Source organism: Streptomyces sp. NPDC058877, assembly GCF_042742855.1.
Lineage (GTDB): Bacteria > Actinomycetota > Actinomycetes > Streptomycetales > Streptomycetaceae > Streptomyces.
In genome coordinates this window covers 1-18,713 of record NZ_JBHYMF010000139.1, presented here as the reverse complement: position 1 = coordinate 18,713, position 18,713 = coordinate 1, and the positions used below count along the sequence as shown (strand labels likewise).

General features: G+C 70.1%; 16 protein-coding genes. 9 read left to right on the top strand and 7 right to left on the bottom strand.

Annotated features, from left to right (window positions below; translation table 11 throughout):
- Positions 1–154: 154 nt before the first annotated feature.
- The 3 genes from ACFW2Y_RS26270 (at position 155) to ACFW2Y_RS26260 (ending at position 2,655) form a co-directional block, all read left to right on the top strand.
- Positions 155–922 (top strand): NPP1 family protein, encoded by a 768-nt coding sequence (locus ACFW2Y_RS26270; RefSeq protein WP_384883997.1) that lies wholly within the window; start codon positions 155–157, stop codon positions 920–922.
- A gap of 279 nt (positions 923–1,201) precedes the next feature.
- Complete coding sequence (locus ACFW2Y_RS26265; RefSeq protein WP_384883994.1) at positions 1,202–1,942, top strand: class I SAM-dependent DNA methyltransferase; 741 nt, start codon at positions 1,202–1,204, stop codon at positions 1,940–1,942.
- Positions 1,943–2,055: 113 nt separating this feature from the next.
- Positions 2,056–2,655 carry a DUF4291 domain-containing protein gene (locus ACFW2Y_RS26260; RefSeq protein ID WP_384883991.1) on the top strand — a complete coding sequence of 200 codons (600 nt, stop codon included), beginning with the start codon at positions 2,056–2,058 and terminating at the stop codon, positions 2,653–2,655.
- Between the two features lie 218 nt (positions 2,656–2,873).
- Here the strand turns inward: ACFW2Y_RS26260 and ACFW2Y_RS26255 are convergent, their stop codons facing one another.
- The 3 genes from ACFW2Y_RS26255 to ACFW2Y_RS26245 all read right to left on the bottom strand — a co-directional run bounded on the left by ACFW2Y_RS26255 (position 2,874) and on the right by ACFW2Y_RS26245 (position 6,844).
- Complete coding sequence (locus ACFW2Y_RS26255; RefSeq protein WP_384883988.1) at positions 2,874–3,494, bottom strand: hypothetical protein; 621 nt, start codon at positions 3,492–3,494, stop codon at positions 2,874–2,876.
- A 162-nt stretch (positions 3,495–3,656) separates the two neighbouring features.
- Positions 3,657–5,780, bottom strand: coding sequence for an RICIN domain-containing protein (locus ACFW2Y_RS26250; protein ID WP_384883985.1), 2,124 nt, complete (start codon positions 5,778–5,780; stop codon positions 3,657–3,659).
- 599 nt (positions 5,781–6,379) lie between these two features.
- Positions 6,380–6,844, bottom strand: coding sequence for a hypothetical protein (locus ACFW2Y_RS26245; RefSeq protein WP_384883982.1), 465 nt, complete (start codon positions 6,842–6,844; stop codon positions 6,380–6,382).
- Here ACFW2Y_RS26245 and ACFW2Y_RS26240 point away from each other — a divergent pair.
- From ACFW2Y_RS26240 to ACFW2Y_RS26225, 4 genes are all read left to right on the top strand, one after another.
- On the top strand, positions 6,729–7,301 hold the full coding sequence (locus ACFW2Y_RS26240) for a winged helix-turn-helix domain-containing protein (protein WP_384883979.1): 573 nt from the start codon (positions 6,729–6,731) through the stop codon (positions 7,299–7,301). The genes ACFW2Y_RS26245 and ACFW2Y_RS26240 overlap by 116 nt on opposite strands.
- A gap of 432 nt (positions 7,302–7,733) precedes the next feature.
- The gene (locus ACFW2Y_RS26235) at positions 7,734–9,551 is read left to right on the top strand and encodes a 2Fe-2S iron-sulfur cluster-binding protein (protein WP_384883976.1); all 1,818 of its coding nucleotides are present in this window, start codon (positions 7,734–7,736) and stop codon (positions 9,549–9,551) included.
- Positions 9,552–9,661: 110 nt separating this feature from the next.
- On the top strand, positions 9,662–10,282 hold the full coding sequence (locus ACFW2Y_RS26230) for a DUF2975 domain-containing protein (protein WP_384883973.1): 621 nt from the start codon (positions 9,662–9,664) through the stop codon (positions 10,280–10,282).
- Positions 10,282–10,506, top strand: a complete 225-nt coding sequence (locus ACFW2Y_RS26225; RefSeq protein WP_384883970.1) for a helix-turn-helix domain-containing protein — start codon at positions 10,282–10,284, stop codon at positions 10,504–10,506. Before ACFW2Y_RS26230 ends, ACFW2Y_RS26225 begins: the two co-directional genes overlap by 1 nt.
- Positions 10,507–10,728: 222 nt before the next feature.
- On the opposite strand, the gene ACFW2Y_RS26220 is transcribed toward ACFW2Y_RS26225, so the two are convergent.
- From ACFW2Y_RS26220 to ACFW2Y_RS26205, 4 genes are all read right to left on the bottom strand, one after another.
- The gene (locus ACFW2Y_RS26220; protein WP_384883968.1) at positions 10,729–11,589 is read right to left on the bottom strand and encodes a dienelactone hydrolase family protein; all 861 of its coding nucleotides are present in this window, start codon (positions 11,587–11,589) and stop codon (positions 10,729–10,731) included.
- Positions 11,590–11,804: 215 nt separating this feature from the next.
- Entirely contained in the window at positions 11,805–12,782 is a 978-nt protein-coding gene (locus tag ACFW2Y_RS26215; RefSeq protein WP_384883965.1) for a RimK family alpha-L-glutamate ligase, read from the bottom strand.
- A complete protein-coding gene (locus ACFW2Y_RS26210; RefSeq protein ID WP_384883962.1) occupies positions 12,779–14,077 on the bottom strand; it encodes an MFS transporter in 1,299 nt (432 codons plus the stop codon). The genes ACFW2Y_RS26215 and ACFW2Y_RS26210 overlap by 4 nt, the downstream gene beginning before the upstream one ends.
- Before the next feature lie 461 nt (positions 14,078–14,538).
- Complete coding sequence (locus ACFW2Y_RS26205) at positions 14,539–15,558, bottom strand: MBL fold metallo-hydrolase (protein ID WP_384883959.1); 1,020 nt, start codon at positions 15,556–15,558, stop codon at positions 14,539–14,541.
- A 977-nt stretch (positions 15,559–16,535) separates the two neighbouring features.
- Between ACFW2Y_RS26205 and ACFW2Y_RS26200 the strand changes: the two genes are divergently transcribed.
- Positions 16,536–17,321, top strand: a complete 786-nt coding sequence (locus ACFW2Y_RS26200) for a BTAD domain-containing putative transcriptional regulator (protein WP_384883957.1) — start codon at positions 16,536–16,538, stop codon at positions 17,319–17,321.
- On the top strand, positions 17,318–18,607 hold the full coding sequence (locus ACFW2Y_RS26195) for an MFS transporter (RefSeq protein WP_384883954.1): 1,290 nt from the start codon (positions 17,318–17,320) through the stop codon (positions 18,605–18,607). Before ACFW2Y_RS26200 ends, ACFW2Y_RS26195 begins: the two co-directional genes overlap by 4 nt.
- The last annotated feature ends 106 nt before the right edge of the window (positions 18,608–18,713 follow it).

Sequence of the window (18,713 nt, the reverse complement as noted above, 5' to 3'; positions counted from 1 at the left end):
CCTTTCGGCCCGACACCTTCAGGACCGTCGTCTTTCGGCCCGTCTCGAGGATTTTCCCCTCCCGCCCCTTGGCCTCTCCACCCCCACACCTGGAGGCTGCGGTGGACACGTCAAATCAGTGCGTGTCCAAGACCGTCATCTCCAGGAGGACTTGGTGCTGAAGAGCGCGCGAGCCCGCAGGGTCACGCTGACCCTCGCAGGGGCATTCGCCTTGGTGATCGCCGTCCCGAGCATCGCTTTCGCCGCCCCGCCCCCCGCCCTGCCGGCCAACGCGGACGCACTGGACCGCACCTTCCAGCCGGGGTACGACTACGACACCGACGGCTGCTACGCCGTCCCCGCGATCGGTCCGGACGGCTCCCTCAACGGCGGCCTGAAGACCACCGGGGCGCTCAACGGCAGCTGCCGGGACGCGTCCGACCTCGTCAACACCAACGGATACTCACGCTCCAAGTGCAACAACGGCTGGTGCGCCGTCATGTACGCCTCGTACTTCGAGAAGGACCAGGTCGTCCCGGGCTGGGACCTGTTCGGGCACCGGCACGACTGGGAGCACGTGGTGGTCTGGGTGCAGAACGGCGAGGCGAAGTACGTGGCCACCTCTGCCCACGGGAACTTCAACGTCTACCCCCGTGACCAGATCCGCTGGGAGGGCACTCACCCGAAGGTGGTCTACCACAAGGACGGGGCGTCCACGCACTGCTTCCGGCCCGCCAACTCCCACGACGAGCCGCCGGAGAACCACCAGCAGACCTGGCAGTACCCGGCCCTGGTCGGCTGGAACGGCTACCCCGCCGGTCTGCGCGAGAAGCTGGTCAACGCCGACTTCGGCCATGCCCACTTCGGCATGGGGGACGGCAGCTTCGAGGGCAACCTCGCCAAGGCGAAACCGGACGGGATCCCCTTCTCCCCCTCTGCGTGAGCCCGGACGCCGTGTCCCCGAAGCCCCCCGGGGACCGGTCCGTCCACCGGTGCCTCCGCCGCTCGCGGCCCGCCCGCCCGCCGATGGCGCCGGGCAGTCCGTGACCGAAGCCGGACGGCTCCCCCAGGGCTGTGACCGCAGGCCCGTCCCCATCGACCGCAAACGGCGGGGCCTCCTCCCCCCCGCTTCCCGTGGGCAAGGCCCGATCGACCGCTGGACCGGGCGCCGGAAGGAAAACGCGTCGACAGCGCCCCTCCACGCCCGGGAAAGTGGTCGTCCATGACGAGCAGTGAACTGTGGACCCGTGCGACCGCTGAGCGCTACGACGCCGAGGAAGCCGAGACGTCCTCGGCCGCCGCTCTCGAACCGACCCTCGCCTTCCTGGCCGAGCTCGCCGGAGAGGGCCGGGCACTGGAGTTCGCCATCGGAACCGGACGCGTGGGCGTCCCGCTCAGGGAACGCGGCGTACCGGTGGTGGGCATCGAACTGTCCGAGCACATGGCAGCGGTGCTGCGGCGCAAAGTCGACGAGGACACGCTCCCGGTGGCCATCGGGGACATGGCCACCACCGTCGTTCCCGGCGAGTTCACCCTGGTCTACCTCGTCTACAACACCATCACGAACCTGCTCACCCAGGACGAGCAGGTCGAATGCTTCCGCAACGCCGCCCGGCATCTGGAACCCGGCGGCCGATTCGTCATCGAGCTGGGCGTGCCACCGCTGCGGTTCCTGCCGCCCGGCCAGGTCGCGGTGCCGTTCGACGTCTCCGAACGGCACCTCGGCTTCGACACCTTCGACCTCGTCGAGCAGGTCCTCGTCTCGCACCACTTCACCCGCGAGGACAGCGAGGGCCGCTACCGCCGCGAAAACTCCCGGCACCGCTACGCCTGGCCGGCAGAGCTCGACCTGATGGCACGGATCGCCGGGTTGGAAAGGGAACGCCGTGTCGCCGACTGGCACGGGGCGCCGTTCGCCCAGGACTCCCCGAAGCACATCTCCGTGTGGCGCAAGCCGGCCTGAGGGCGATCGGCCCGACCGGCATCGTCTGCGTCTCCCCCCTTCCTGCAGACCCGGCGGCTCCCCCTCGCGGCAATTCGATGGCGCGCACGAAGCGGTGTGGTCGCCCTGGTCCAGTGGCAGAACCCAAGCATCAGATCCGAGCCCTGCACACGGACTCCACCATCACCGTCTACCAGGCGTACTCGCCGGAAATCGGTCGGGCGGCGGCCCGGGACGGCCGTTTCCCGGCAGCATGGCGGCGGGACCGGATGACGTGGATCAAGCCGTCGTTCCTGTGGATGATGCATCGCTGCGGGTGGGGCACCGAGGAAGGCCAGGAGCACGTCCTCGCCGTCGAGATCACCCGGGAAGGTTTCGACTGGGCCCTGCAACACGCCTGCCCGTCCCGCTACGAGCACGGCCTCCACACCGACCGCAGCGCCTGGAGGCGCCAACTCAAGCGGGCTCCCGCCCGTGTGCAATGGGACCCCGAACGCGACCTGCACCTTCAGCCCCTCCCCCACCGATCGCTGCAGCTCGGCCTCGTCGGTGAAGCCGCACGGCTCTACGCCGACGAGTGGATCGTGGCCATCACCGACGTCACACCGCTGGTTCGCACGATCCACACCCGCGTACGGGGCGGAGGGCTGGATGTCGCCCGGCGACTCCTGCCGGATGAACGCCCCTACCCCGTGAGCGATGGAGTGTCGGGCCGCCTACGACGCCGGGCGTGACCACTGCAGGAGAACGCCCCGCACGGGCTCGGCACTCCGGATCCACCGTCGGGAGCCCTGCTTTCGCTTGGCTCGGGAAAGCGGTTCACCACGGCGCTCCCGTCATCGGCACGCCCCCCTGCGGACGGCAGAACCGTCCGGGCCGGCTGCCAGGCCGGCGCCGGCTCCAAGTCAGCGCCGGCTCCGGTGCCCCCGCAGTCGATCCGCAGCAACACCCCCTAGCGCCTCCTGCGGCGGGCCCGCCGCAGGAGCAGGCCGGCCGCGGCACCGACGAGCGAGATCCCGGCCAGAGCGGCCACCGGCCACCAGGTCGTACGGTCGCCACCGTCGCCAGCGGTGTTCGGGGAAGCCGAAGGGGTGGTGGAGACCGGAGCCGGCACGACGGAGGGCACGGTGGACACCGGAGTCGGCCCGGTGGGAGGCGTTGCGGCGCCGGGCGGAACCGGATCGACCACCGGAACGGCGACCTCCCGTTCTCCGTGGCCGAGGGAGGGGAATCCCACGTCGACGGTGACCTTCCACGTACCGGGCGGGAGGACTTCGGCGGTGCTCCAGCCGGTACGGGTACCGGGGTCGCGGACCAACCGCCAGGGGCCCATGGAGCGGGAGCCGTCAGGGCTGGTCGCGTTCACCGTGGCGGCGACCGCCTCCTCGACGGCGTCCCCGTCGTCCTCCCAGGTGATCTTCGTGGTGATATGGCCGTCCCTCTGCCCGGTCACCTCCACCCGGACGGTGTCCCCGTGGGCTTGGGCGACCGGCGGGGCGACGAGGAACCAGACGAGGAACACGAGCAGGAAGCCGAAGGACGTGGAAGTTCGGGAAGCAGGACGTGCGCGCATGGACGGGTGCTCCAGGTGCGTGAGGTGCGGTGGGAACGAGGTGCAGGGGGAACGCGCCCCGGAGGGTCGAGGCATCGGTGGACGGCCGCACTCGGCGACCGCCCTCCGATGCCTGACCGGGGAGGGGGCCGGGGCACGTCGTCCCCGGCCCGGAGGGCTGCGTCAGGAGAGCTTCTGGAGCGTCCACGCCTGTGTGGCGCGGCCGTCCGCACGCTGCAGGTCGAGCAGCCAACTCCCGTAGTAGGGACGGCTGCTCACCGTCAGGGCGTAGGTGCCGCTCGGGTCGGCCAGCACGGTCGCTCCGCCGCGACGGGACAGTTTCCACTTCTGCGCGGTGGAGTTTCCGCAGGGCTGTTGGGCGACCCACATGCCCGCCGCGGGGGCACCGCCCGTCTGCAGGCACTTCCCGGAAACGGCCGAGCGGATCCGCACGAGCCCGCCGCCCGCGCCGTCGAACAGCCACTGCTGCTGGGCGTATCCATTGGCCCGTGCACCCACGAGCACCGTCCCGTTGGCGGTGCGTCCGCCCCACACCTCGGCAGCCATGCCGGTGCGCGCGTTGCCGAGGGTGTAGCGACTGCCGGGAACGGTCGCGCCACCGCCCGCGTCGAGGGTGCGGAAGGAAGCGGTCGGTCCGGCTCCGCTGTCACGGCCGGACCGGTCGCGCACCGAGACGGCGACCTTGTACTCGGTGCCGGGGCGGAGGTTGTAGACGCGCAACGCTTGGGACTGGGTCCAGGTCAGGTGCCTGCCGTTCAAGAGGACCTGGTACCAGGCGGCGCCCTCGACCTTCGACCAGCTCATCACGGCTGCCGTGGATTGTATTTGGCTGACCGTCACCGCAGGTCCGCCGGTCGGGGTCGGCGTGGGAGTGGGAGTCGGCGTCGGGGTGGGGGTCGGCGTGGGAGTGGGCGTCGGGGTCGGCGTGGGAGTGGGCGTCGGCGTGGGGTCGGGGTTGGGGTTGCTGCCGCCCTCGGATCGCATCAGGAACTGGTTGTCGGCGATGTTCCAGTGCGTGGCCAGATAGCTGCCGGCCTTGGGACTGGTGTGGAAGTAGTCGTCGTGGTTGCAGTCCAGTATGTTCTCGGCCGCCCTGTTGGAGCACACGTAGCGCATCGCGGGGTAGTACGGGGCGTCCGAGTAGCACATGACGTCGTACTCGTCCGTGCAGTGTGCACCGCGGCTGGTGTGGGGCGCACTGTTGTTGACCGCGCCGAGGTTGTGGCCGAGTTCATGGGCGGCGGTGTGACCGCCCCAGCAGCCTGCGTCGGTGCGCCCGTAGGAGGGGCCGAAGTTGCTCTGGTTGTTCTGCCCCGGCCGCTCGTCGCCGGCGAACGTGCCGATGCCGCAGTAGACCTTGGCGTCCGCGAAGATCATGTACTTGCGGTCGCGCCGGTCGAGGCCCTTGCCTGCAAGTGCCCTGTTGGTCGCACCGAACTCGGAGAGCGCGGAGTCCGGGAGCTCGATGTTGAGCACGGTGGGCGTGCAGTCCGCCGCGGTCACATAGCGGATGTGTCGTACGCCGCCCGTTTCCTTGGCACTCGCCGAGTAGATGAGGTCGGCGTCGGCCGCCCACTTGCGGAACGAGGCGACGTACTCGGCGTACCGGTCTCGGCCGGCGCCGTGCACGTACACGACCTGTACGCGATTGCCCGTGCTGCCGTCGCCGTCGCACTGCACGACCTGGCCCGCGGGACCCGCGGCAACGGCCTGGGTGCCGGACGAGGCAGCCGGTTCCGGGGCCGCGGCGGCCGCGGAACCGGCACCGGCCGCATCCGCAACGGGCACGTCCTGGGGGTGCTCGCCCCCTTCCTCGGTGACCGGGGCCCCGGACGCGGGCTTCGCCGGGTCGACCGCGGGGAGCTTGGCGGTCACGACGGGAGCCACGTCCGCCTTGATATCCACGCCCTTGGGCGGGGCGTCGGGCCCATGGGTGCACAGCCCGGCATCGGTGCGGTAGACGCCCGTGCAACGGTCGCCCCGGGCAGCCGCCTTGAGACCGTCGTAGATCATGCCGCGGCGGGTGTCGTTGGCGGGCTCACCGACGAGGGGCTTCGGCTCCTCGTCCCTGGCCGGGGTGACGGCGGGCGCGGGAGCGACAGTCGGCGAGGATCCGGCCTGTACCGGCGTGAACGCCTGTGTGCGCGTTCCCGGGCGAGCGCCGTCCCCCATTCCCGCGTAGGCGATGCCTCCCGCGATCACCGCCGCGGACGCCACGGCAACGGTGACGAGCATCAACCCCTTGCGCTTGCGCCGGTGTTCGCGCTTCCTGCGGTGTCTAGTCATGCGCACCTCAAATCCTTGGTCGGAGGAGTGGGTGCGCGGAAGCCTGCCAGACCCACACGGGGAAGAATTCGGGCAAACAGGAATAGCCGCTGAGATACCTGACCGTTACCTTTCCGCCGGATCTAATGAACTGTCAACTCCCTTAAAGAAAAGCCTAGTTGAGCAATTCGGCCTTGGATGGTACGTACCTTATCCAGAATCTCGTTACCGAATCGAGATACAAGGAGTAGGCGTATTGACATTAATTCAGTTGGGTATTCACCTAATTACTACTTCCCGAATTCCCCCCGTCACCAGCCGTAAGGAATCCTTCGCTCCTGCAACGGAGTGGGCCACTCGGCCACGCCACGCGCCCACCAGTGACCGATCCCGGCGTCTCCACGTCCCACTCGCTCCGAGACCCTCACCCCCCGCGCTTGCCAGCGATCCCCTCACCCGGAAACAGGGCGAAGGTTCTCTGACGCGCCACCAGCAGGCCCCGGACCGGATGGTCCAGGGCCCGCTCTCGCTTTTGCTGGCGCGTCAGTCCGGCGGAGGCCCGTTCGCCGGGCTCAGCGGCTCCGGCCAGCGACATGACGGACCTGGCTCAGGGACAACCCTCAGGGTTTGACGGGGTCTCCGTCGCCCAGTTCCAGCCACCACACGCCGTCAGCACGTGACAGGTTCAGCGTTTGCCTCTTGTCTCCGGTGAACCGAAGCTCAACGACAGCGAGGTCGGGTGTCACCGGATCGGCGACGGTGGCTTCCAGCGGCTCGTCCGCGACACTCCGATAGTCCGCGATGAGTTGCTCGGCCGCCTTCTCCTTGTTGGTGAACCAGGGAGCGCCCAGTGCGGCCAGGTCGTCGACATCACCGGTGAGGAGGCGCTGGACGTAGGCCTTGATGAGGAGGTCTGCTTCGCCGGCGACTTCCTCGGCTTCGGGGTAGTCCGATGGAGCGGGGCGGACGGTGACGGTCACCGCGGGGGATTCGTGCAGGGCGTACGGTGCCGGGTCGCGCCGCCACCACGCGATCACGGCCGCACCGAGGCACAGCGCGAGTGCCGTGGCCACTGCCCATCGCATTCGGGAAGTCTTCGACATCACTGATCTTTTCGTAAGTTCGGTGGGTGTGGGAGCAAGGTGCCCAGGCCCATGGTTTCGAGGCCGACCCGTGGCCCCTGGAACGAGTGGGCGCGGCCATCACCCGGGCAACGGGGTGGCGTTGTCGAGTGCGACGATGTTGCGGCTACTGACCGACCGGCCCGGATGGAGCCTGCAACGGCCCGAGCGGCGGGCAGTCGAGCGGGACGAGTCGGAGATCGCCCGCTTCCCCGGAAGGCAGAACCGCCATGGCTGCGGCCGGAAGGGCAGGGGCGGCAGCAGCGCCGACCGGCATGCCCCGTTCGACGGCGAGGAATCCGGCCATCGAGTGAACGCCTCTTCGCAGCAGGGCCGAGCGAAATGGTCTACGGCGTTTCCTCATCGGCCAGTTCCCCCTCTGACAGCGCCCCGGTGGGCCAACTGCGAGATCATCACATGATTCGTTTCGCGCTCACGACGCCTCTGGAGGGACCCGGTCCCCCGTGCGGTGGCCTGGGCATCGGTCGTTGTCCCCGCGAGAGCCTCAAGGGGAAACCCGTCGGGGAGCGCCTGGAGGAAGCTGGCCGCGCTGATGGAGCGGGGGGGGAGCATCAGCATCCCCGTACGGCTCTCGGAGGAAGGCGCAAGCCCACTCCCGCCCCGGCTGGTGCGAAGCATCCCCCCGGGGGAGACTCTGTACGGCGATGCCTTCGACCAAGGACATGGCCCTCATGCGTGCGCTCCCGGCCGTCGGCCCGGCGCACCGTGACGTAGCGAGCGCAAGGGGCCCGGCGGCCGTCCCCGCTGTCGGAGAGCGCCGCCCCCTCCGTCCGGCTGACAGGGCCCGCGGGACCTGCCCGCTCCTTCCTTTCTCCCGCAGAGGGTGTGAGAAGTGGATCTGACAGTCAACGGAACGGCGCGACAGGTGCAGAGCCCGCCGGAAGGCGGTGCGATTCGACTCCTGCGGGAGACCCTGGGGCTCACCGGGACGAAACTGGTCTGTGGTGCCGGGGTGTGCGGGGCGTGCACGGTCCTGGTCGACGGCGTCCCGAGGGTGGCCTGCTTGACGCCGGCGGCAGCGCTGGAGGGCAAGGACGTCACCACGGTGGAGGGCCTGGAGGGCAACCATCCGGTCCAGCGGGCGTTCGCCGCCCATGACGCACTGCAATGCGGCTACTGCACGCCCGGGTTCGTGGTGGAGGCCTCCGGCTTCGTGGACCGGTGGCGAGCCGAGCACGGCGACGCGCCGCCGTCACGGAACGAGATCGCCGCTGCCCTGGCGGGACACCTGTGTCGCTGCGGTGCGTACGAAAAGATCTACGCGGCCGTCACCGCGGCGTGCACGGGGGCGCACGACGAGGAGGACACCCCGCCCCCGCGCGTCGAAGCGATGCAGAAGATCACCGGCAGGGCCCTCTACACGACGGACCTTCACCCGAACGGCCTCCTGGAAGGCGTTCTCCTCCGCTCGCGGCACGCCCACGCCCGTGTCAGGTCCTTGACCGGTGGCAACCGGGTGGTCGACCTGCTGCCCGAGGACCGCACCGTCCGCTACGTGGGCCAGCCGATCGCCGCCGTCGCCGCCGAGACCCTCGGCGCCGCACGGGCCGCCGCGGAGCAGGTCCTCGTGGACTACGAGGACCTGCCGGCCGTGGTCGACCTTCGACGGGCCGGGGTGCCCGAGAGCCCGGTGGTCCACGTCACTCGAAAGGACCGCGAGCAGGCTCCCAACTCTTCCGAGGGCTCCGTGACGCGGGCCAAGTGGAACGGCAACGTGCGGGGACCGGCTCAGCTGAACTGGCGGGGCGGTCGCGCCGTCAAGAGGATCCTGCAGGCCCGCGCGGTGGGCGACCGGCGCCTGGTGGAAGCCACCTTCACGACCGAGCCCCAGGTTCACACGCCACTGGAGCCCCATGCCTGCCTGGCGTCGTGGGACGGCGACGGCGACCTCCACCTGTGGGTCTCCACCCAAGCGGTGGGCGCCGTCGCCGAGCAGGCGGCCGAACGATTCGGCCTGACGCCGGACCGCGTGCACGCCTCCGCCGTACACGTCGGCGGGGGATTCGGCTCGAAGCGCGGCAACCTCCTGCAGCACAACCGCTGTTGGCACTACCGCAATCCCCACTTCCGTTGCCACCGCGACGGAGGGGACGAATGTCCCGCACACAGCGGAGTCACCCTGCACGGCACGGTGGTCCCACAGGGCCCTTGCATCGCCCCCCACCCGTCGTCGATCGCCATCGCCCTGCTCGGCTACGACGCCGCCGTCGAGGTCCATGGACTCGGGACCGTGGGCGTCGCCGATCTGTACGGCGACGGATCCGACCCCACCCGCGACCATCTGCTCGCACCGCACCAGATCCTCACGGCCGTCACCCTGCCGGCTCCGCTCAGCGGTGAGCGCGCGGCCTACGACCGGGCCATCAGCCGCGCCGAAGCGGAATGGCCGCTCGTCGAAACCGTGGCCCGCGCGGCGATGTCCGACGGCCTCGTGAGGGCGGTGGCGGTCGCTGCCGGCGGCATCGCCCACACTCCCCTGCGGCTACCGGAAGTCGAAGGAGTGCTGCTCGGACGACGGCCCACGCCCGAGCTGCTGCTCACCGCGGCCACCGAGCGCTGTGCGCAGCGGGAAGGGACCCGGTTCAAGGTGGACCTGCTCCGTGACACCGTTCTCGACGTACTGAAGGGGGCGATCCCGGCCGAGGCCTGACACGGGCGGCTCCGCACCGATCCTCCCGTCGGCGCCACGGGATCTTGACATCATGCATATCGTTTGTCGATGCTATCGACAAACGATATGCATGATGAGTAGGGGGAATCATGGGCGCCGAGTTCCGGTGGAGCCAGACCGACGGTCGACTGCTGGAAGCAGTGCTGGGCCTGGCCCTCGCGCTGGTCAGCATCTTCGGAGTACTCCTCCCGGCCCTCGGAGTGGCCGGCCTCATGGATCCGATGGACACCCGCGAGGTCGAACTCGAAACGGCGACCCGGGTGTCGGGAACCGTGATCGACGCGGCGACGGGCTCCGGCACGGCCCTCGTCGGAACCCATCGGGTGGAACTCTCCTTCCTCTCCCCCGATCCGGGCCAGCGCCTGCTGCTCGCCCTGCCGGAGGTCGTCGGCAGCCTGCTCCTGCTCCTCGTTCTGACGCTCCTCTTCAAGATGGCCCGCACCCTGCGCGACGGCGATGCCTTCGTGCCGGCGAACGCCCGGCGCCTGGGCACCATCGGGCTCACGGTGCTGGCGCACGCCCTCCTCGCGCCGATACTGCCGGCGGTCACCACGGAGCTGCTGGTGAGCGGTACCCCGATGGCCGAACAGGTCCCGTTCTCCGCCACCTTTACCGGCGGATACGTGTTGCTGGCCCTCCTCGTCCTGGCCCTGGGAGAAGTCTTCCGCCGCGGAACGAAGTTGCGTGCCGACACCGAGGGGCTGGTCTGATGCCACCGGAAGAGGAACACCGGGTCCAGGTCCACCTGGACCGACTACTGGCCGAGCGCGGCATGCCCCTGTCCGAACTGGCCACCAGGGTCGGAGTGACGGTGGTCAACCTGTCCGTCCTCAAGAACGACCGCGCGAAGGCGATCCGCTTCTCCACGCTCACCGCGATCTGCCGCGAACTGAACTGCCAACCCGGCGACCTGCTCAGCGTCCGCGAAGACTGACCACGTCTCCCGCCCGCCCCCGGCAACGTGCCGCCTTCGACCGGGGCTCGCGGAGGGCACCCGGGTCGATGTCGTCGCCGGTGACTCCACCGCCCCCTGGCGGCGGACCGTCGAGGAATGACCGGACACGGAACTGCGGGGTTGGCGTGCCGGGCCCCGGGCCGCGGACCGGGCGTAGAACCCGCCCGGCCGGGTGGTCGGGTCGACGCCGTCGATCGTGCGTCAGGTGCCGGCGCCCTGCCGGGGAGCACCGTCAGGCGGAGCGGACGGTGCAAGGAGACGCTGCCGGAAGAGGTCAAGGACCTCGTCGAGTGCCCGACGGGTGGGTTGGCCGGGTTCGTCGATGAAGTGCTCGGTCAGGACGGAGTGGGGTGGCAGCAGACCGTCGGGGTTCGCCGCGTCGTCGTCGAGCTCCACCCCCACGAAGGCGTCGCCCAACTGCTCCCGCAGGTGGGCGAACCGCGTTCCGGGAGCGAGTCGATCGCCGCGGAAGCGCAGGCCGAGGACCGTCAGGCCCTCGGCGCAGCGCTTCCGGACGGTCCGCAGGTCCTCGGGCGACACGTCGATCGAGCGGCGGTTGCGGTCCGTCACGGCCAGCGGGAGGGACGGCTGGCAGAGCACGGGAGCGAGGAGCCGGTCGTCCGTCGCCATGGCCAGGGCGAAACCGCCGGTCATGCACATCCCCAGGGCGCCGACGCCCGGACCGCCGCACCGGGCGTGCTCACGGGCGGCCAGGGCGCGGAGCCAGTCCACGATTGGGGAAGTGCGACCCGCGGCCAGCAGGGTGAACTCCCTCCTGACACAGACCTGGACGGCCGCGCGCAGACCGGTGCTCGCGGCCCCCGCCCACCCGTGCGCCTTCGGGTCGGGATCACGGCCGGCGACACCGAACAGGTCGGGCAGGACGACGGTGCAGCCGATGTCGCGGACCCGTCTCGCGAACCGGGCGACCTTCGGGGTGATGCCCGGAATCTCGGCCATGACGATCACGGCCGGGCCGGTACCGGAGCGCAACACCCGGTGGGTACGACCCCGGTGCGCGAACCGTTCTCGGGCGAAGTCCGACAGGGGGTCGTCGGGCACGTGTCCTCCAGTTCCCGGAAGGGGGTCACCGTCCGTGCGGGCATGCCGGCACGACATACGCTACCCACGGGTAGATCCCCTTGCACCCCTTTCGCGCGACCGGAGTCACCCCGCGGGGCCGCGCCTCCTCCATGGACCGCTGCACCGTTCCTCCCCGCCCGTCCCGACGGGACGGGGTCCCGCCTCACCTCGCGCGGCGCCGGCGCGAGGCGCGGTCACGGGCGTCGCGCCCCCTCGTCGAGGCGGCGACGAACGTGCTGGACGAGGGCGTCCGCGACACGCTGCCGCGCCGGCTCGGGAAGGTCCTCGTAGGCGGCCGAGATGGTCATCCACTCGTTGAACACATGGCCGTCCTCGGTGACCAGCCAGTCCACGCAGAGGTAGTCCGACTCCAGGCTCCGGGCCAGCCGCTCGCTCAGCTCGACGACCTCGGCCGACGGCTCGTATCCGGAACTGCTGCCGCCCTGACTGACATTGGCCAGGTACGTCTTCCCGGTGGGCTCGCGCAGCAGTGCGGCGATGACCTTGCCTTCGTGGACGTAGACCCGTACGTCACCGTTGTTGGGGAGGTGGGGTTGGACCAGGCAGCCCAGCCCACCGGGCGTCAACAGGTCCACCGTGGAGGAGAGGTGCTGGGCCGTGTCGACCTTGAGCACTCCGAACCCCATGGCCATGGAGCGCGGCTTCACGACGTACGGTCCGGCCGGCAGCTCGCTCCGCACGGCGTCCAGCACGCGTCGGGCGTAGCGCCCGAAGGGCACCGAGACCGTCGGCAGCACGGGAACTCCCATCGCTGCCGCGTGGTGGTACATCGCCAGCTTGTCGAGGCCGAGGGCCTCGGGATCCAGCGTTCCGTCCGTGAGGAGGACGCAGTCGGAGGCCCGGATCGTCCGGGTGATGGCCTCGATGTGCCGGATGATGGCCGGATCCCAGGACCAGGACGTGACCAGGAATCCTGCGTACTGCGCGAGCAGGTCCTCCTTCCCCCACAGCAGACGAGGACCGCCGTTCCAGGCGGGAACGACGTCGCAGGAGTGGACGATGTGCACGTCGAAGCCCGCCGCGCGCAGCATGTCGACGCGCTCGGAGCCCTCGCGCCTCAGTTTCTCCTGCACGTGCGGGTCGTAGTTGTCCGGGGTGGTGATCCACACCAGCTTCCGCGGCGCGGAGAATTCGGTGACGTTGGCGTTCACAGGGTTCCCTTGGTGACGGACGACTCGGATGACGGCTGAACGAGCACACGCATGCCGCGCAGCGGAGAACAGAGGAGCCAGAGCGAGGCGAGGGCGGTTCCGGCGGCTCCCACCCAGATGGCGAAGCGGACTCCGTGGAATTCGGCGAGGGCACCCCCCAGGAGCACGCCCAGCGGTCGCGCGCCCCAGGCGAAGAAGCGGATCGTCGCGTTCACGCGTCCCAGCAGGTGGGCGGGTACGGTCCGCTGACGGTAGCTCACCTGCGCCACGTTGTAGATGACCAGTCCTGCCGCGAAGGCGAACTGCGCACAGACCACGAAGACGAGCCGCGCTCCAGAGCCCGTCAGCCCCGCCAGCAGGGTGCACGGAGCAGCCAGGGTCACGCTCAGGACGACGGCCCGCCCGTCTCCGAGCCGTTCGACGACACGGCGTACGACCACGGTCGCGCACAGGCCGCCCGCACCGCCCGCCGTGAACAACAGCCCGATGGTGAGGGCGGACAATCCCAGATCCCGCGCCAGCAGGACGAGCAGCATGCCGTAGCCCATGCTCCAGCAGAACGTCATGGTCGTGGAGCAGGCCACCAGCCAGCGGAGCACCGGATGGCCCCACAGGTACCGGATTCCCTGCAGGACCGCGCGGCCGAGGCGGTCGCGGGGCGTCCGGTCGACCGGCTCGGGCCGCCTGTCCACGATGCGGGCCACACAGAGCGCCGAACCCACGTAGGCAATCGCCGAGACCATCACGGCCGACGGTGCCGTAACCGCCTGCACGATCAGACCGGCGATGCCCGGGCCGGCCACCGCGGCCGTCTGGTCCACGACGACGAGCCTCGAATTGGCCGTCACCAGCCCCTCGGAGCCCACCAGGTGCGGAAGGTAGCTCTGGTCGGCGATGTCGAAGAAGACGGTGGCGAGGCCCACCACGAACGCGACCGCACACAGGTGGACGACCGTCAGCGCGTCCAGCGCCCACAGGACGGGCACCACGCCGAGCGCCACGGCCCGCGCGAGGTCGGCCGCGATCATGACCGGGCGCTTGCGCATGCGGTCCACCCAGACGCCGACGGGCAGCCCGATCAGCAGGAAGGCGGCCGTCTGCGCGGCTGCCACCAGACTCACCTGGAGGGGGGTGGCCCGAAGACCGGTCGCCGCGAGCAGCGGCATCGCGAGGTTCAGTACGACGAATCCGGCCTGGCTGAGCGATTGGGCGAACAGCAGTTGGCGAAGGCCCGGCAGGCGTCCGGGCGGTCCGGCCGTCGGGGGCGCACCCCTGCTGAACTTGCTGAGCTGCATGGCACCGCCGTGGACTCGTCTGGGGGATCAGGCGCCGTGGGAAGGGGACGCGTCAGGACGAGGCGAAGCTATGCGTCCCGTCCGTGGCCCGCAACGTTCCCGAGAGCGGGCAGGCGGCGACTTTCCCGACGTTCACGCAGGTCACGGGCTTGCGCCAAGCGACACATGGCACCGGGACCCGGGCGAAGGGAGAGCGGGCGGAGAGAACGGCAAGAGCCGCTCCACGACGCTCCCCCGCCTTCGGGGCTTCCGGGGCTTCGGGACTTACCTGCCTTCGGGGACTTTCCCGCTTTCGGCGCTTCCCTGCAGACGGGACGGAGAAGGGGTACGGCTCCTCGGCGGTGGCGTCCCTCATCCGGGCACGGAGGAGACCGGTCCGACGGCGGGCGGGACAGAGGGGCTTCCGAGCGGCCGACTCCCGCAGGATCACCCGGTCGCAGCGGCGGAACGCCGCCCTCCCGTCAGCCCCCGTCGGGGCCGGTCAGGTCGAACGGTTGCAACGGGGCGGGGTCGACGACCCTCGTTCCGTGCGCACCGCGAGCGGCCACCGCTTCTTCCAGGGCGACGGCGGCCGGCGACCGGCCGGCGCTCGTGGCGCTTCGCTGCGCTCCTCCCGGCTCCGGGAGCGGGGAGACCATGTCGTCGTGGTGACTCGGCAACAGCACCGCCGGATCGCCGAGCGCGCTCTGCAGGCGGTCCAGGTACCGGTGCACGGCACTGTGCGAGGTCATGCCGACGACGGCGACGTCCGGGCGCAGACCGGTGAGTTCCCGCTCGGCGAGATTGCTCGTGCCGGAGAGATAGACCGACGGCCCGCCGTCGAAGGACACCACGTAGGCCAGGGTCAGGCCCTCGGTCAGCTCTCCGATCGTCCGCGGCGTGCGGGGCGGGCTGATGTGGGTCCCGGGCGCGAAGTAGCCGTGGTCGCTGAACTGGCTGTGCAGGCTCCGCAGCACCTCCACCGTGAAGCCGGGGAACCGGAGGTGCTCCCCGCCCCGGACCCGGATCACATCGGACAGTCGGTGGTCCGGGGCCCCCATGGCCGTGAGCAGATGGTGGGAGGTCTCGTCGCACAGGGTGCGGATCCGGTGCCCGGCCCAGTCCGGATGGGCAAGGAACCGGGGCACGTCGGCAAGGTGGTCGAAGTGTCCGTGGCTGACCAGGATCAGGGCAGGAGGGCCGGAAAGGTTCCGCTCCGCCACGGAGGCGACGGCCTTCCGGTCCCACCGCAGGGGGAGCGTCGGGTCGAGGGACCCGTCGGACGCCTGGAAGGGCATGCGGCTCACATAGGGGTCGAAGAGCAACCTGGCCGACCCGAAACGGAGTTCCCAGCCCGAGACGCCGAGCCACTGGAGGAACAGCCCGTCCAGCGGAGGACGCCGGACGTCCAGGGCGGCGCGCCTCGGCTCGAACCGCTTCACCAGCCCCCATGAGCCGATCGCCGCGGCGCCCCCGAGGAGCATCTGCCGTCGCCGCCACATACACCCTCCTCGGTGACTTCACGTGATCGAGAAGGTACACAGAGCGCTTGCAGTGGCTATGGTTTCCGGTCATTTGGATCGGAGGGCGATCCGAGTGCACCACAGTTCTGCAAATCGGGACGTACATCGACATGACCAGGCCCTTCCGTCGAACCGCGCCCACCTGGGCACATCTCGATGCGCCAAGCCCACTCACAGTGCACCCATAGGAACCGAGCGCTTTCGCGACTTTCGCGCCATACCCCCACAAAGAAGATCCGTTTTCACTCTCCAGCCATCACATCGTTTGGCTGAAAACATGCTGGCCCTCACTTCATTTGCCTGTCAGGCATGAGAGTCACAGAGATCACCACGGCAGCAAGCGGCGCGTCGCCGAAGGGTGCGCGGAGCCGGTCCCGCAGCACCCCACGCACCAGAACCCGCCGATGCACCCTTCCAGCGGCCCTCGACCCTCGGCACGCACCTCCGCGGCACGCACCACCGTTTCCTGAAGCGAACCGGAACCACCGCCCGGCCTCCCCCGCTCCGCACGGCCACCGGTCGACCGCATGGAAATACCGCGCGGACCTCCCCCTTCGGAACGGGGGCGCAGGAGGTTGCGCAAGCACGCCGACGACCCCGCGCGCACCGCGCGTTCACCACCACGGCGCGGCGCGGATCCGGCGGGCGCCGACCCCTCGGTGTCGCCGGCGCCCGCGCCGCGGATCGACCGTCGCGCGCCTCCCGCCGACACTCCGGCACTCCGCGGTCGAACCCGGCCCCCTAACCGAAACCAGCCAAAGAATTGGCTGCCAGAGGCCTCCATTGACACACCCCTTACGCCTTCCGTCTACTTCTCACGCACAGTTCGACCACAAGTCGACGCGCGTCATCATGCGAAGGGGCCAAAAATGACTGAAGATGACAAAGACGGAAGATCCAGGCCCGTTCACATCGCCGTGCTGGGCCCGCTCGAAGTAAGGGTCGGGTCAGCGCGCGTGACCGTTCCGGGCCACCGTCAGCGGGGGATCCTGGCCGCCCTGGCACTCCAGTCGGGACGCGTCGTGGCCACTGACCACCTGATCAAGGCCGTCTGGTACGACAAGCTGCCCCGGACCGCCATGGGGCAGATCCAGACCGGGATCTGGATGCTCCGGACGACCCTCGTCAATGCCGGAGGGCCGGCGGAGGCCGTGCAGTCGTGCGCCACCGGCTACCGGCTCAACGGCGACCTGTGCGCGGTCGACCTGGCGAGCTACCGCGCGAAGGTAGCGGACGCCCGCACCATGCACCGGCGAGGCCAACTCGACGAAGCCGCACGGCTCGTGCGCTCCGCCCACGAACTGTGGCGCGGTCCCGCCCTGGCGGACATCACGCACCAGGGGCTGCGCAGCTGGTCCACCCGCCTCGAGGAAGAACACATCGTGGCGGTGCAGTACCAGGCCTCCCTCGAACTGCAGCTCGGCCGGCACGAGGAGGTCATCCCGGAGTTGTTCGAACTGGTCGACCACTACCCCCTGCGGGAGGGTCTCCACGCCGACCTCATGCTGGCGCTCTACCGTTCGGGCCGCCAGGCGGACGCCCTGGAGGTCTTCCACGGGGTGCGCCAGACCCTCGCCGACGAACTCGGCATCGACCCCGGCCCCGGGCTGCGCACGCTGGCCCAGGCGATCCTCCGTCAGGACAGTCGACTCATGCCCCGCACGACGTCGAGTCAGCCCGCCCTGCACATGGCGCTGTCCGCACAGCACTCGTCGTCGTTCTCCGGAGGAGATCTGCTGTGAGCACCGAGCGCAGGACCGACGACGGTGCACGGGTGCCCGCTTCGGATGCCGGGCCGAAGCGACGCGCCTCCGCGATACCCCGGGGCAAGGGGGTGGGCTGGTTCGGCACGGCCGCCCTGGTCAACGCGATCGGCACCGGGTTCTTCTACCCCTACCAGCTGTTGTTCTTCGTCGCGGTCACCGACCTCTCGCTCACCACCGTGGGAGCCGGCCTGACGGTGGCCACGCTGATCGCCCTGCCCGCCGTCTTCCTGGTCGGACGGCTGGTGGACCGCTGGGGTCCCAGGACCATGCTGATCGTCGCCGCGCTCGTCCGGGCCGGCGTCTTCGTGGGATACCTGTTCATCCACAACGTCGTGACCTTCGTCGCCCTCGCGGTCGTCGCGGCCGTGGCCCAACGCACCGAGCAGATCTCCATGCCGGTGCTGGCCGCCGGTACCGCACCCGAGGAAGAGGTCAGCCTCTGGCTCGCCCTGACCCGGGTCTCGTTCAACCTGGGCATGGGCCTGGGCGGCCTGCTGGCAGGGCTCGCGTTCGTGGGAACCGGCGACGGCGCGGGCTACACCGCGATGGGCCTGCTGAACGCCGGCAGCTTCGCCCTCGCTGCGCTGCTGTACCTGCCGCTCGCGTCCGTGCGCCCGGCCGGCCCCAGGAAGCCCGCCGGGACGGGCCGTCCATGGCGCAACGGGCCCTTCCTGCGGGTGGCGTTGGCGAGTTTCCTCCTGATCACGATCATCGTCGCCACCGAAGCGGGGCTCCCGGTCTATCTGATCGAGGAGTTGCACACGCCCTCCTGGACGGTGGGGCTGGTCTTCGCGGTGAACACCGCGATGATGGCGGCGTTCCAACTCCCCGTCACCGCACGCATCGAGGGTCGGGCACCGATACGGGTCATCGCCGTGGGAAGCGTGCTGCACGCCGCCCTGCTGGTGGTGCTCGGCCTGGCGGGGCTGTTCTCCTTCGCGGCGCTGCTGCCCCTGCTGCTGCTGGGAGTGACCATCTACACGCTGGGGGAGATCCTGGCCACCCAGGCGCTGTCGGTCCTGCTCGTGAAACTCGCTCCGGAGCATGAACTCGGGGTCTACCAGGCCTTCAACCAGGTGCTGGTCGGCCTCTCACTCGCCATCGTGCCGTTGCTGGTGACCTTCTTCCTCACCCGTGCGCCCGCCGGTCTGTGGTGGCTCCTCGCGACTTCGGCAGTGGCGCTGTTCCTCTGGATGCTGAGCCTGCACCGGACGTCGGCCACGACACTCGCCGCCGCGACGTCCGGGCCGAGCAGCGCCTGACCGATCCGGCCGGGGCGGCGCGGGCGCGCCGCACCTCGGCACGGGGCCGAGGCCACCCCAGGTTCCGGAGGACGACGACGCCGGTCTTCCGCAGTCCGGGTCGGGG

Bases quoted from the DNA above. Each gene is read 5' to 3' on its own strand.
- ACFW2Y_RS26265 (WP_384883994.1), top strand. From the start codon at position 1,202: ATGACGAGCAGTGAACTGTGGACCCGTGCGACCGCTGAGCGCTACGAC.
- ACFW2Y_RS26255 (WP_384883988.1), bottom strand. From the start codon at position 3,494: ATGCGCGCACGTCCTGCTTCCCGAACTTCCACGTCCTTCGGCTTCCTG.
- ACFW2Y_RS26250 (WP_384883985.1), bottom strand. From the start codon at position 5,780: ATGACTAGACACCGCAGGAAGCGCGAACACCGGCGCAAGCGCAAGGGG.
- ACFW2Y_RS26245 (WP_384883982.1), bottom strand. From the start codon at position 6,844: ATGCGATGGGCAGTGGCCACGGCACTCGCGCTGTGCCTCGGTGCGGCC.
- ACFW2Y_RS26230 (WP_384883973.1), top strand. From the start codon at position 9,662: ATGGGCGCCGAGTTCCGGTGGAGCCAGACCGACGGTCGACTGCTGGAA.
- ACFW2Y_RS26225 (WP_384883970.1), top strand. From the start codon at position 10,282: ATGCCACCGGAAGAGGAACACCGGGTCCAGGTCCACCTGGACCGACTA.
- ACFW2Y_RS26210 (WP_384883962.1), bottom strand. From the start codon at position 14,077: ATGCAGCTCAGCAAGTTCAGCAGGGGTGCGCCCCCGACGGCCGGACCG.
- ACFW2Y_RS26205 (WP_384883959.1), bottom strand. From the start codon at position 15,558: ATGTGGCGGCGACGGCAGATGCTCCTCGGGGGCGCCGCGGCGATCGGC.